The organism is Klebsiella sp. X13, assembly GCF_003323835.1.
GTDB classification, from domain to species: Bacteria; Pseudomonadota; Gammaproteobacteria; order Enterobacterales; family Enterobacteriaceae; genus Klebsiella; species Klebsiella ornithinolytica.
The window spans coordinates 2131892-2144857 of the sequence record NZ_CP030874.1 but is presented as its reverse complement, the minus strand read 5'-3'; the positions used below and the strand labels follow the sequence as shown (position 1 = coordinate 2144857).

The 12966-nt window shown below is 57.2% G+C and carries 13 protein-coding genes; 5 read left to right on the top strand and 8 right to left on the bottom strand.

What is annotated here, in order from left to right; all coding sequences use genetic code 11:
- Window positions 1-63: 63 nt before the first annotated feature.
- Window positions 64-294, bottom strand: a complete 231-nt coding sequence (chaB, locus tag DSD31_RS10225) for a putative cation transport regulator ChaB (RefSeq protein ID WP_113991025.1) — start codon at window positions 292-294, stop codon at window positions 64-66.
- A 264-nt stretch (window positions 295-558) separates the two neighbouring features.
- On the opposite strand from chaB, the gene chaA reads away from it, so the two are divergent.
- Window positions 559-1659 carry a sodium-potassium/proton antiporter ChaA gene (chaA, locus tag DSD31_RS10220; protein ID WP_004863510.1) on the top strand — a complete coding sequence of 367 codons (1101 nt, stop codon included), beginning with the start codon at window positions 559-561 and terminating at the stop codon, window positions 1657-1659.
- 107 nt (window positions 1660-1766) lie between these two features.
- Here chaA and kdsA read toward each other — a convergent pair whose 3' ends face one another.
- From kdsA to hemA, 6 genes are read right to left on the bottom strand one after another with little or no spacing between them, the layout of a single operon-like run.
- Window positions 1767-2621, bottom strand: coding sequence for a 3-deoxy-8-phosphooctulonate synthase (gene kdsA, locus DSD31_RS10215; protein ID WP_004863512.1), 855 nt, complete (start codon window positions 2619-2621; stop codon window positions 1767-1769).
- A gap of 39 nt (window positions 2622-2660) precedes the next feature.
- A complete protein-coding gene (sirB1, locus tag DSD31_RS10210; protein WP_004863515.1) occupies window positions 2661-3473 on the bottom strand; it encodes an invasion regulator SirB1 in 813 nt (270 codons plus the stop codon).
- Window positions 3474-3476: 3 nt separating this feature from the next.
- Complete coding sequence (gene sirB2 / locus DSD31_RS10205; RefSeq protein ID WP_113991024.1) at window positions 3477-3869, bottom strand: invasion regulator SirB2; 393 nt, start codon at window positions 3867-3869, stop codon at window positions 3477-3479.
- Complete coding sequence (gene prmC, locus DSD31_RS10200) at window positions 3866-4717, bottom strand: peptide chain release factor N(5)-glutamine methyltransferase (protein ID WP_015584088.1); 852 nt, start codon at window positions 4715-4717, stop codon at window positions 3866-3868. Before prmC ends, sirB2 begins: the two co-directional genes overlap by 4 nt.
- Complete coding sequence (gene prfA, locus DSD31_RS10195) at window positions 4717-5799, bottom strand: peptide chain release factor 1 (RefSeq protein WP_113991023.1); 1083 nt, start codon at window positions 5797-5799, stop codon at window positions 4717-4719. The genes prmC and prfA overlap by 1 nt, the downstream gene beginning before the upstream one ends.
- Before the next feature lie 41 nt (window positions 5800-5840).
- A complete protein-coding gene (hemA, locus tag DSD31_RS10190) occupies window positions 5841-7097 on the bottom strand; it encodes a glutamyl-tRNA reductase (protein WP_004863529.1) in 1257 nt (418 codons plus the stop codon).
- A 273-nt stretch (window positions 7098-7370) separates the two neighbouring features.
- Here hemA and lolB point away from each other — a divergent pair, with 273 nt between their 5' ends.
- From lolB to dauA, 4 genes are all read left to right on the top strand, one after another.
- Entirely contained in the window at window positions 7371-7982 is a 612-nt protein-coding gene (gene lolB, locus DSD31_RS10185; protein WP_004863531.1) for a lipoprotein insertase outer membrane protein LolB, read from the top strand.
- Entirely contained in the window at window positions 7982-8833 is an 852-nt protein-coding gene (gene ispE, locus DSD31_RS10180; protein ID WP_162786333.1) for a 4-(cytidine 5'-diphospho)-2-C-methyl-D-erythritol kinase, read from the top strand. Before lolB ends, ispE begins: the two co-directional genes overlap by 1 nt.
- 180 nt (window positions 8834-9013) lie before the next feature.
- The gene (gene prs, locus DSD31_RS10170; RefSeq protein ID WP_004863536.1) at window positions 9014-9961 is read left to right on the top strand and encodes a ribose-phosphate diphosphokinase; all 948 of its coding nucleotides are present in this window, start codon (window positions 9014-9016) and stop codon (window positions 9959-9961) included.
- A gap of 124 nt (window positions 9962-10085) precedes the next feature.
- Window positions 10086-11765, top strand: coding sequence for a C4-dicarboxylic acid transporter DauA (gene dauA, locus DSD31_RS10165; RefSeq protein ID WP_015584087.1), 1680 nt, complete (start codon window positions 10086-10088; stop codon window positions 11763-11765).
- Here dauA and DSD31_RS10160 read toward each other — a convergent pair whose 3' ends face one another.
- Window positions 11766-12812 (bottom strand): MerR family transcriptional regulator, encoded by a 1047-nt coding sequence (locus DSD31_RS10160; protein ID WP_113991021.1) that lies wholly within the window; start codon window positions 12810-12812, stop codon window positions 11766-11768.
- Window positions 12813-12966: the final 154 nt, after the last annotated feature.

Here is a 12966-nt window from a genome sequence, read left to right as displayed (position 1 = left end):
GACAATAAGCAATGAACGACACGCTGGCAAGGCGCGGAGCAGCAGATGAGGCAGCAGGAACGATTATTTTTTCTTATGCCACTTATCATCGTCTCCTTTTTGATAGTCATTCTTGACCGCCGCCCAGGCGACCTTATGCGCCGTCTCTTCACGGCTGGCGTCGTCCCGCCGGTCCGCCTGGCTCTTATACTGCTCCCAGGCGCTATTAAACGCTTCTTTATAGATCTCCTGGGCATGCGCCGGCAACACGTGCCGGACGCTATCGGGTAGCGCTTGTTTACTGCGATAAGGCATATGCACCTCCGGATGGTGGTAAAAAGATAAGTCTGGGACGTTAATTCCGGGTTTTCAAGGCGGGATATAATCCAGAAGTATTTTTAGTAATTATCTGAATAATAAATACAAAATCGCAATAATGATAAATTATGACAATCTCAAGGCATTAGTTACCAATAGCCGTAAATTTAAGTAAAAAAACAATTCAGATAGCAAAATGTCTGTTATTTTATCTACTTACGGTATCTATAATTATAACACCTGCATAAATGGAGATGGTTCATGACGCATGTACATGAGGCGGTGAAAACCCGCCACAAGGAGACATCGCTTGTTTTCCCGATTCTGGCGCTGGCGGTGCTTATCTTCTTCGGAAGTAGTCAGTCACTGCCAGCGGTCATTGGCATTAACATTCTGGCCTTAGTGGGTATTCTGTGTAGCGCATTCAGCGTTGTACGCCACGCGGACGTTCTCGCCCACCGCCTCGGCGAGCCGTACGGTTCGTTAATTTTAAGTCTTTCCGTGGTGATTCTTGAAGTCAGCCTGATTTCTGCATTAATGGCCACCGGCGACGCAGCCCCGACGCTGATGCGCGATACGCTCTATTCAATCATTATGATTGTCACCGGCGGCCTGGTCGGCTTTGCCCTGCTGCTGGGCGGACGTAAATTCGCCACCCAGTACATGAATTTGTTTGGTATTAAGCAGTATCTCATCGCCCTGTTTCCGCTGGCGATTATTGTGCTGGTCTTTCCGATGGCGCTACCGGGCGCGAATTTCAGCACCGGGCAGGCGCTGCTGGTTGCGCTGATTTCCGCCGCCATGTACGGCGTATTTCTGTTGATTCAGACCAAAACGCACCAGAGCCTGTTTATTTATGAGCATGAAGACGACGGCGACGACGACGACCCGCATCACGGCAAACCGTCCGCCCACAGCAGCGCCTGGCACACCGCGTGGCTGTTAATTCACCTGGTCGCGGTTATCGCGGTCACTAAGATGAATGCGAACCCGCTGGAGACGCTGCTGACCAGCATGAACGCGCCGGTGGCCTTTACCGGTTTCCTGGTCGCGCTGCTGATTCTCTCGCCGGAAGGGCTCGGTGCATTGAAAGCGGTACTCAACAATCAGGTGCAGCGCGCGATGAACCTGTTCTTCGGTTCGGTGCTGGCGACGATTTCGCTGACTGTGCCGGTGGTCACCTTAATCGCCTTCTTAACCGGCAATGAGCTGCAATTCGGGCTTGGCGCACCGGAAATGATTGTGATGGTCGCCTCGCTGCTGTTGTGCCAGATCTCCTTCTCTACCGGGCGCACCAATGTGCTGAACGGCGCCGCGCACCTGGCGCTCTTCGCCGCTTATCTGATGACCATTTTTGCCTGACCGCTCTTCCCCGGCGTCGACCGGGGAGAGTTCTGCGCCGTTACTGGCGCAAAAAAAAGCCTGCCGGTTTTACAACGGGCAGGCTTTTCGCGCTCAGGAGCGATGAATTAGTTGCTGGTATCCAGCTCTTCAAAGTTCTTCACCAGATCGTCAATTGCTTTGATCTGCTTCAGGAATGGCTCCAGTTTAGCCAGCGGCAGCGCGGACGGGCCGTCGCATTTCGCATGTTCCGGGTCCGGATGCGCTTCGAGGAACAGGCCTGCCAGGCCCGTTGCCATACCGGCACGCGCCAGCTCGGTCACCTGAGCACGACGACCGCTGGACGCGGCGCCAAACGGGTCGCGGCACTGCAGCGCGTGGGTCACGTCGAAGATAACCGGCGAGTTGTTGGACACTTTCTTCATCACCCCAAAGCCCAACATGTCGACAACCAGGTTGTCATAGCCGAAGTTCGCCCCGCGATCGCAGAGGATAACTTTGTCGTTACCGCCTTCGATAAACTTGTCGACGATGTTACCCATCTGGCCCGGGCTGACAAACTGCGGTTTCTTCACGTTGATCACCGCGCCGGTTTTTGCCATCGCTTCGACCAGGTCGGTCTGGCGCGCCAGGAATGCCGGCAGCTGGATAACGTCAACCACGTCGGCAACCGGCTGCGCCTGGCTTGCTTCATGAACGTCGGTGATGATTTTCACGCCGAAGGTCTGCTTCAGCTCCTGGAAAATTTTCATCCCTTCTTCCAGACCCGGACCACGATAGGAGTGAATGGAAGAACGGTTGGCTTTATCAAAAGAGGCTTTGAACACGTAAGGAATGCCCAGCTTCTGCGTGACGGTCACATAGTGTTCGCAGATGCGCATCGCGAGATCGCGGGATTCCAGCACGTTCATCCCACCAAACAGGACGAAAGGCAGGTCGTTTGCTACGTTGATATCACCAATGCTAACCACTTTTTGTTTCATAAGATCGCCTTATCAGGGTGTAACCGGATTCATTCCAGATTAGTGAAGAGTAATTTGTTTATGCGAAATGGTGTTAATTTGCGCGCGGATCATTTCGCTGATCGGGTCCTCCGGACACTGTTCGACGAAATAGTTCAGGTCCAGCAGCGCAACATGATCGCACTCAAGCTGGGCGTAGATCAGCCCGCGATCGCGGATCTCATACGGATCCTCCGGATTAAACTGCAGCAGCGCTTCGCTGGCGCGCAGGGCCAGCTCCATCTGCCGCTCTTCCATCAGCGCCGATTTTAAGGTGTCGAGCAGCTTGTGGATCACTTCGGCGTTATCCGCCTCGTCGAGATCCTCGTTGAACAGCTCGGCAACCGGGCTAATATTGCCCTTCAGCCAGACTTCCAGCGTGTGTTCGTTGAGCGTTTCACCGTTGAACGGGTTAATCAGCCACATCTCTTCGCTGGTTTCCGGGTCGGCGCGCAGCAGCAGCTGCGTCGGGAAGATAACCGGGACCAGCGGCAGCGACAGGCGCTGAGCAATCCACAGGACGATAGCGCCTAATGACGCCGCGCTCCCCTGACGATTAATCAGGACTTTGTCGATCCACAAAGCATCAGACAGCCGGTAAACGCCGTGGGAATCGCGAAAGCCCCACTCATGGTAGAACAGCTCCAGTAGCCGCTCCAGCTGACGCTCCTGATCCCAGGAAGAGGCAATTTCCTCCTGCGCCAGACCCAGCAGCCGCTCCAGTTCATCCTGCACATAGTGCGTCGGAAAATCGTCGCGGATTAATTCAGAAATGAGGACCATGCCATCGCACAATGGCGCTTTATTAAATTCGAAATCAGCTAATGACCTCATGACTTACCCCAGTAACGGTGTTCTTGTAATGGCGAGTTGTATGATGAAGAACAACACCACCAAAGCCAGCAGAAAGGCAATAAACCGGCTCTGCTGGCTGCGCGGGCGACGACGGCCCAGCGCGATAAAACCCAATGCGATGTAAATAATAACGCCAAACAGCTTTTCAGTCAGCCATGAGCCGTCTTCAGTGAAAGGCAGATAGTGCGTTATGGCCATTAATCCTGCGCCGCTCAGCAATAACAGCGTGTCGCTGCAGTGCGGCGCAATGCGCACCCAGCGCTGGTTCAGCCGGGCATTGCCGCTGTAGGTCCACCAGTAGCGTAAGGTAAATAAACTGACGGAAACCACCACACACGCTATATGCAGATACAGCACCGCGCTAAACAGATTCATATGCCCGCTTTCTCCATGCCGGAAAATCGCCCTGTCGTCAGGCGATCGTTATCGCCGTAGTCACGGCAGGTCGTCACATCGTGGTAACCCGCTTCCCGGAACAGCGCCCGTACCGCGTCCCCCTGCTTCCAGCCGTGTTCCAGCAGCATCACGCCGTCGGAGGTCAGGAAACGGCGTCCTTCCCGGATGATATGCGCGAGGTCGGCAAGGCCGTTATCGGCAGCAACCAGCGCCGTTTTTGGCTCAAAACGAACATCGCCCTGCTCAAGATGCGGATCGGTTTCGTCGATATAGGGCGGGTTGCTGACAATCATGGTGAACCGCTGCCCGGCCAGCGCGCTGAACCAGTGGCTTTGCAGGACGCTAACGTTCGTGATGGCAAGGCGCTCGGCGTTACGCGCGGCTAATGCCGCCGCATCGGGCATGAAATCCACCGCCGTGACCTGGCAGTCCGGGCGTTCACTGGCCAACGCCAGGGCGATCGCGCCGGTGCCGGTACCTAAATCCAGAATCCGGCACGGCGTAGCCGGCAGCCGCGCCAGCGCCTGCTCGACGAGGCATTCGGTATCCGGGCGCGGAATGAGCGTTGCGGGGGAAACCAGCAGCGGCAGCGACCAGAACTCACGCTCGCCCACCAGATGGGCCACCGGCTCGCCGCGCTGGCGGCGGCTCAGCAGCGTCTCCAGCTGCGCCTGCTGTTCCAGCGTCAGCACCGTCTCACCGAAGGCGAGGAGCCAGGTCCGCGCCCTGCCGGTGACGTGCCCTAACAGGATCTCGGCGTCGCGTCGCGGGCTTTCACTCGCGCTCAGTCGGGCAATCGCCTGCGCCAGCCACTGTTGAAAGGTCATCATTCCTGCTCGGAAAGCGCGGCCAGCTGATCGGCCTGATATTCCTGAACAATCGGCTCAATCAGCATATCCAGTTTCCCTTCCATCGCTTCGTCCAGACGGTAGAGGGTCAGGTTGATGCGGTGGTCGGTCACGCGGCCCTGCGGGAAGTTATAGGTGCGGTTGCGATCGCTGCGATCGCCGCTGCCCAGCAGGTTACGACGGGTTGACGCTTCCGCCTGCTGACGCTTAGCGATTTCCGCCGCGCGAATACGCGCGCCGAGCACCGACAGCGCTTTGGCTTTGTTTTTGTGCTGCGAACGCTCGTCCTGGCACTCCACCACTATCCCGGTCGGTAAGTGGGTAATACGGATCGCCGAATCGGTGGTGTTAACGTGCTGACCGCCGGCCCCGGAGGAGCGGAAAGTATCAATACGCAAATCGCCCGGGTTGATATCCGGCATTTCGGCTTCCGGCAGCTCCGGCATCACCGCCACGGTACAGGCGGAGGTGTGAATACGCCCCTGGGATTCGGTGGCCGGCACGCGCTGTGCGCGATGACCGCCGGACTCAAATTTCAGACGACCATACACGCCATCGCCGCTGATTTTGGCAATCACCTCTTTATAACCGCCATGTTCGCCTTCGTTGGCGCTCATGATCTCCACGCGCCAGCGGCGGGATTCGGCGTAACGGCTGTACATACGGAACAGATCGCCGGCAAACAGCGCCGCTTCATCACCGCCGGTACCGGCGCGGACTTCGACAAAGGCGTTGCGTTCATCATCCGGATCCTTCGGCAGCAGCAGCACCTGCAGCTGTTGCTCCATCTCCTCGCTTTTCGCTTTCGCGTCGCGCAGTTCTTCCTGCGCCATTTCGCGCATTTCCGCATCGTCGAGCATCATCTGTGCAGTTTCGATATCGTCCTGCACCTGGCGCCATTCGGTATAGCAGCGCGCCACGTCGCTCAGCTGCGCATATTCCCGCGACAGCGCGCGGAATCGATCCTGATCGGCGATGGTCGCAGCATCACCCAGCAGCGCCTGAACTTCCTCATGGCGTTCGTACAGAGCTTCCAGTTTGGCAACAATAGAAGGCTTCATAGGCGTGAATTCACCCTGTCCTGAAAAAAGAGAAATGTGCGCTATTCCAGCCCGAGGCTGTTGCGCAGAATATGCAGGCGTTCATCATCCCCGTCACGGGCTGCCTGCTGAAGAGATTTGGTTGGTGCGTGGATCAGGCGATTGGTCAGTTTACGCGCCAGATCCTGCATGATTTCCTGCGCATCGCCGCCCTGCTCCAGCGCAGCCAGCGCTTTCGCCGTCAGCTCCTCACGGACCTGCTCGGACTGGGAACGATATTCGCGGATAGTCTCGCTGGCGCTCTGGGCACGCAGCCAGGCCATAAATTCGCTGGTTTCCTGCTCGACGATCGTTTCCGCCTGTACCGCCGCGGCTTTACGCTGCGCCAGGTTATGCTGAATGATGTTTTGCAGGTCGTCCACGCTGTACAGATAGGCGTTCGCCAGCTTACCCACTTCGGGTTCGACATCGCGAGGCACCGCGATATCAACCAGCAGCATCGGCTGATTACGCCGCGCCTTCAGCGCACGCTCCACCATCCCCTTGCCGATAATCGGCAGCGGGCTGGCGGTCGAACTAATAATAATGTCGGCCTCTTTCAGCCGCTCGTCGATATCGCTCAGGGCGATAACCTCGGCACCGACCTCCTCGGCCAGAGCCTGCGCGCGCTCGCGGGTACGGTTAGCAATCACCATGTTGCGCACGTTGTGTTCACGCAGATGACGCGCCACCAGTTCGATGGTTTCCCCGGCGCCGACCAGCAGCACCGTCACGCTTGAAAGGGATTCGAAGATTTGTCGCGCCAGGGTACAGGCGGCGAAAGCCACGGAAACCGCGCTGGCGCCGATATCGGTTTCGGTCCGCACGCGTTTTGCCACCGAGAACGACTTCTGGAACATCCGCTCCAGTTCGCTGACGTTGAGGTGACCGCGGCTGGAATCGGCGAAGGCTTTTTTGACCTGCCCCAGAATCTGCGGTTCGCCGAGCACCAGCGAATCGAGGCCGCTGGCGACGCGCATCAGGTGGCTGACCGCATCATTATCCTGGTGCCAGTACAGGCTTTTACGCAGGTCTTCTTCATTAAGATGGTGGTAATCACACAGCCAGCGGATGAGCGCTTCCTGCAGATTATCCTGTTCTTCAACGCTGAGATACAGCTCCGTGCGGTTACAGGTCGACAGCACCACACCGCCCTGCACCATTGGCTGAGCCAGCAAGCTCTCCAGCGCCTTATCGAGCGTGTCCGGCGAAAACGTTACGCGTTCTCGCAGCGCGACCGGGGCTGTTTTGTGATTAATGCCAAGAGCTAAAAGGGTCATTGTGAGGGAGTAGTACCAGCGTTGCTAAGGTTAGTCTGAGCGCATCATACAGGATGCGCGGAATCAATAAAAGAGACGCTCCCCTTTTGGAGTAATAGGCATCGGGCTTAAAAGCCATTAACGGTAATTTTTTGATTTCAGACAATTTGAACGTAGACGCTATCGCCGGGCAACGCTAGCATTAAGGGTTATAATTGTAACCCGCTACACAAATCGTGTGCGTACCACCCCGTCGCCGGATTTCACTGTAGACATCAAGGATTTGTCATCATTATGAATCGACTGCTCCGCCTGTTACCGCTGGCAAGCCTGGTCCTGACCGCCTGTACACTCACCGCCCCGAAAGGCCCTGGCAAAAGCCCTGACTCTCCTCAGTGGCGTCAGCACCAGCAGGATGTCCGCAATCTGAGCCAGTACCAGACCCGCGGCGCCTTCGCTTACCTCTCCGATGAACAAAAAGTTTACGCCCGCTTCTTCTGGCAGCAAACCGGCCAGGATCGCTATCGCCTGCTGCTGACCAACCCGTTAGGCAGCACCGAACTGTCGCTGACCGCCCAGCCGGGCAGCGTGACGCTGATCGATAACAAGGGCCAGACCTATACGGCGACCGATGCCGAAGAGATGATTGGCCGCCTGACCGGGATGCCGATTCCGCTAAACAGCCTGCGCCAGTGGATCGTCGGCCTGCCGGGCGATGCCACCGACTACTCGCTTGACGATAAATACCGCCTGAGCGAACTGAACTATACCCAGAACGGCAAAACCTGGCACGTCACCTACGGCGGCTATACCAGCGATACCCAGCCATCGCTGCCGGCCAACATGGAGCTGAATAACGGCAGTCAGCGTATCAAGCTGAAAATGGATAACTGGATTGTGAAATGATGACCCGCTGGCCCTCTCCTGCAAAGCTGAACCTGTTTTTGTACATCACTGGACAGCGCGCCGATGGTTATCACACCCTGCAGACGCTGTTTCAGTTCCTTGACTATGGCGATACCTTAACGATCGAACCGCGTCATGACGGCGCGCTGCGCCTGCTGACGCCGGTTGCCGGCGTAGCCGATGAAGAGAATCTGATTATTCGCGCCGCAAGGCTGCTGATGCAGGCGGCGACGGCATCCGGACAGCTTCCTCCCGGTAGCGGCGCCGATATCAGCATCGACAAGCGTCTGCCGATGGGCGGCGGTCTGGGCGGCGGCTCGTCCAACGCCGCGACGGTACTGGTGGCGCTGAATCATCTGTGGGGCTGTGGTTTGTCGGAAGAGCAACTGGCGATGCTGGGGCTGAGTCTTGGCGCCGATGTGCCGGTATTCGTGCGCGGCCACGCCGCCTTTGCCGAGGGCATTGGTGAGATCCTGACGCCGGTCGAACCGCCAGAAAAGTGGTACCTGGTCGCTCATCCCGGAGTCAGTATTCCGACGCCGACCATTTTCCGCGACCCCGAGCTACCACGAAACACCCCGGTAAGGTCAATAAGTACGTTACTAAAATGTGAATTTCGCAATGATTGCGAGGTTATCGCAAGAAAACGTTTTCGCGAGGTTGATGCGGCGCTTTCCTGGCTGTTAGAATATGCGCCGTCGCGCCTGACAGGCACAGGAGCCTGTGTCTTTGCTGAATTTGACACCGAATCTGCCGCTCGTCAGGTGCTGGAGCAAGCCCCGGAATGGCTACAAGGCTTTGTAGCGCGAGGAGTTAATATCTCCCCGCTCAAGCTAGCCCTACCCAGGTAGTTCTGCTTTTTTGCACGAATTACCTTAGTACGCCGGGCAAATTGAGTAACGGTGACAACGTCACCCTGTTCCAGACGTTGCATCGTTCTCTTTAAATACACCGCCTGGATAGAAGAGTGCCGCCCGCACGGTTTCTGGCGCTTTTCATCCACCACTGGACGCATGCCTGAGGTTCTTCTCGTGCCTGATATGAAGCTTTTTGCTGGTAACGCCACCCCGGAACTAGCACAACGTATTGCCAACCGCCTGTACACTTCTCTTGGCGACGCCGCTGTAGGTCGTTTTAGCGACGGCGAAGTCAGCGTACAAATCAATGAAAACGTACGCGGTGGTGATATTTTCATCATCCAGTCCACTTGTGCTCCCACCAACGACAACCTGATGGAACTGGTTGTTATGGTTGATGCTCTGCGTCGCGCTTCGGCGGGTCGTATCACCGCTGTTATCCCTTATTTCGGCTATGCTCGTCAGGACCGTCGTGTGCGTTCTGCGCGTGTGCCGATTACCGCGAAAGTGGTTGCCGATTTCCTGTCCAGCGTTGGCGTTGACCGCGTACTGACCGTTGACCTGCATGCAGAACAGATCCAGGGCTTCTTCGACGTTCCGGTTGATAACGTATTCGGCAGCCCTATTCTGCTGGAAGATATGCTGCAGCTGAACCTGGATAACCCGATCGTGGTTTCTCCGGACATCGGCGGCGTGGTGCGTGCTCGCGCTATCGCCAAACTGCTGAACGATACCGATATGGCTATCATCGACAAACGCCGTCCGCGCGCTAACGTTTCTCAGGTGATGCACATCATCGGTGACGTTGCCGGCCGCGACTGCGTGATGGTTGACGATATGATCGATACCGGCGGCACGCTGTGTAAAGCAGCTGAAGCGCTGAAAGAGCGTGGTGCGAAACGCGTATTTGCCTACGCCACTCACCCGATCTTCTCCGGCAATGCTATCCAGAACATTAAAAACTCTGTGATTGATGAATTCGTCGTCTGCGATACTATTCCGCTGGCGCCGGAAATCAAAGCGCTGGAAAAAGTGCGTACGCTGACGCTGTCTGGCATGCTGGCAGAAGCGATTCGTCGTATCAGCAACGAAGAATCTATCTCTGCTATGTTCGAACATTAATCGAGCCCGGCCAAAAAACCCGCTGCGGCGGGTTTTTTTGTCTCTTAAACCAATTTGTATGACCATTGCCTCCTTCACCTGCCATTTAGTTGACAGATGATGCGCTCATGGATGAAACATTATTGTGAACAGATTATTTTCCTCACATGTGATGCCTTTCCGCGCCCTCATCGATGCTTGCTGGAAAGAAAAATACACGCTAGCCCGTTTCACCCGCGATCTGATCGCCGGGATCACGGTCGGGATTATTGCCATTCCTCTGGCAATGGCGTTGGCTATTGGCAGCGGTGTCGCGCCGCAGTATGGACTTTATACTGCCGCCGTCGCCGGGATTATTATCGCCCTCACCGGCGGCTCGCGCTTTAGCGTATCCGGGCCAACCGCCGCCTTTGTGGTGATCCTCTATCCGGTGTCACAGCAGTTTGGCCTGGCCGGACTGCTGGTGGCGACGTTGATGTCCGGGGTCTTTTTAATTCTTTTCGGCCTCGCCCGCTTTGGCCGGTTAATTGAATATATTCCGCTATCCGTTACCCTCGGGTTTACCTCCGGTATTGGTATCACTATCGGTACCATGCAGATAAAAGATTTTCTTGGTCTGCAGATGGCGCACGTTCCCGAGCACTATCTGCAGAAAGTCGCCGCCCTGGTCATGGCGCTGCCGACGGCTAATCCTGGCGATGCGGCGATTGGCGTTGTCACCCTTGGCACGCTGATCCTGTGGCCGCGTCTGGGGATCCGCCTACCCGGCCACCTGCCTGCGCTGCTGGCGGGCTGTGCGGTGATGGCAATCGTCAATCTTATGGGGGGCCACGTCGCGACTATCGGCTCTCAGTTCCACTATATTCTGGCTGACGGTAGCCAGGGTAACGGGATCCCGCAGCTGCTGCCGCAGCTGGTGCTGCCGTGGGATATGCCTGGCTCCGATTTTACGCTCAGCTGGGCGTCACTACAGGCGCTGCTGCCGGCGGCCTTCTCGATGGCGATGCTCGGCGCGATTGAATCACTGCTGTGTGCGGTGGTCCTCGACGGGATGACCGGCACGAAGCACAAAGCCAACAGCGAACTGATAGGCCAGGGTCTCGGCAATATCATCGCCCCTTTCTTTGGCGGTATTACTGCCACCGCCGCCATTGCCCGTTCAGCGGCTAACGTCCGCGCCGGCGCAACATCGCCGGTATCCGCCGTGATTCATGCGCTGCTGGTCATTATGGCGCTGCTGGTGCTGGCGCCGCTGCTCTCCTGGCTTCCGCTGTCTGCGATGGCGGCGCTGCTGCTGATGGTAGCGTGGAATATGAGCGAAGCGCACAAGGTGGTGAATTTGCTGCGTTACGCGCCGAAGGACGACATCGTGGTGATGCTGATGTGCATGTCGCTGACCGTACTGTTTGATATGGTCATCGCTATCAGCGTCGGTATCGTGCTGGCCTCGCTGCTGTTTATGCGCCGCATTGCGCGCATGACCCATCTGGCGCCGGTCAATGTTGATGTGCCCGACGACGTGCTGGTCCTGCGGGTTATCGGCCCCCTCTTCTTTGCCGCTGCCGAAGGGCTGTTTAACGATCTGGAGACGCGGATTGCCGGTAAGCGGATCGTGGTCCTGAAGTGGGATGCGGTGCCGGTACTGGATGCCGGCGGACTGGATGCCTTCCAGCGTTTCGTCAACAAACTGCCGGAAGGCTGTGAACTGCGCGTCTCGAATCTCGAGTTTCAGCCGCTGCGCACCCTGGCACGGGCGGGCGTTCAGCCGATTCCAGGGCGCCTGAGCTTCTATCCCGACCGTGCTGCCGCTCTGGCAGACATTTAACTACCGTGACGCGGGCGAGCTCGCCTGCGTCATCATCACGCCAATCGCCTGCTGGAGCCAGCCGAGCACCTCAGGCGTCATCCAGGTCCCTTTCATCAGATGCGGTTCGCGCTCCATCGCCAGGCGGAATTTCTGCTGGGTGTGAGGATGGGTTCCGGCATAGGACTGAAACAACGCCAGCCACTGCCTGGCCAGCGCCTGCCCCGCTGGAGAAGCCGGGTCGCAATGCTCGCGACAGGCCTCGTGCAGCGCCGTCACCAGCGCAGGCCACTCCATCAGTCGATCAAAATAGTGCGCGCGAGTGAAAGCCAGCTCATCAGCATTCAGATAACGCGCCCAGATAGCCAGCTTACTCTCGGCAAAAGCGCGGGTAATGTAGTCCACAACATCCACGGTGATTCCGGTTTGCTCGCGCATTTGCGGTTCAGCGACGTGCATTTCATTCAGGCGGGTGAGAAACTCCGGCCGCCCGGCCGTATCCAGCTCCAGGCGCGCCATCCAGCGGGTCGCCAGCGCCATGGCCCGCGGATCGTCCGCCGGACACGCCTCGGCAAGCAACTGGCGAACTTCCGTCACCAGCGCCAGCCAGATCTGGTTGCGCTGCTGATCCTGCTCCGCAAACGGCAGCGCCTGTAATTCCTGGGGACTAAACCAACGATCGTACATTTTCATTAACTCCAGCGTCTGTAGCCAGGACTCCAGGTCAGGCTCGTTACCGCATGCCAGCTCATCGCGCAGCTGAACCAGCCGTTCGCGCAGCGTGGAGACCGCGCGCAGCTGTTTATCCAGCGTCGAGATCTGCTGTGCCAGCAGGTCCGACAGGGAAAACGAGTCCTGGTCAAGGTAGTCCTTGATAGTGGCGAGCTCCAGCCCGGTCTGCGTCAGCGCCTTAATCATATGCAGACGCTGAACCGCCGCCAGGTTATAGAGCCGGTAACCCGCCGTGCTTCTGGCCGACGGCATCAGCAGCCCCGTTTGTTCATAGTGATGTAGCGTGCGGACGGTCATTCCGGCACGTCTCGCCAGTTCACCCACCTGAATTAACATAACTGCTCCTGTTGTTCGACCATAGCGCCACTCTGCCGCCTGACGTTACGTCAGGGTCAAGTGTTAAAGAGAGGGTATTTTATCGTGAAGGCGTAACCCGGGCAGCAAATGCGTTGTTCTGAAGAAAAGAGGCGACGCGAAAATAAAACAGCCA

Bases quoted from the DNA above. Each gene is read 5' to 3' on its own strand.
- chaB (WP_113991025.1), bottom strand. From the start codon at position 294: ATGCCTTATCGCAGTAAACAAGCGCTACCCGATAGCGTCCGGCACGTG.
- prmC (WP_015584088.1), bottom strand. From the start codon at position 4,717: ATGACCTTTCAACAGTGGCTGGCGCAGGCGATTGCCCGACTGAGCGCG.
- kdsA (WP_004863512.1), bottom strand. From the start codon at position 2,621: ATGAAACAAAAAGTGGTTAGCATTGGTGATATCAACGTAGCAAACGAC.
- prfA (WP_113991023.1), bottom strand. From the start codon at position 5,799: ATGAAGCCTTCTATTGTTGCCAAACTGGAAGCTCTGTACGAACGCCAT.
- chaA (WP_004863510.1), top strand. From the start codon at position 559: ATGACGCATGTACATGAGGCGGTGAAAACCCGCCACAAGGAGACATCG.
- lolB (WP_004863531.1), top strand. From the start codon at position 7,371: ATGAATCGACTGCTCCGCCTGTTACCGCTGGCAAGCCTGGTCCTGACC.
- sirB1 (WP_004863515.1), bottom strand. From the start codon at position 3,473: ATGAGGTCATTAGCTGATTTCGAATTTAATAAAGCGCCATTGTGCGAT.
- sirB2 (WP_113991024.1), bottom strand. From the start codon at position 3,869: ATGAATCTGTTTAGCGCGGTGCTGTATCTGCATATAGCGTGTGTGGTG.
- hemA (WP_004863529.1), bottom strand. From the start codon at position 7,097: ATGACCCTTTTAGCTCTTGGCATTAATCACAAAACAGCCCCGGTCGCG.
- ispE (WP_162786333.1), top strand. From the start codon at position 7,982: ATGACCCGCTGGCCCTCTCCTGCAAAGCTGAACCTGTTTTTGTACATC.
- DSD31_RS10160 (WP_113991021.1), bottom strand. From the start codon at position 12,812: ATGTTAATTCAGGTGGGTGAACTGGCGAGACGTGCCGGAATGACCGTC.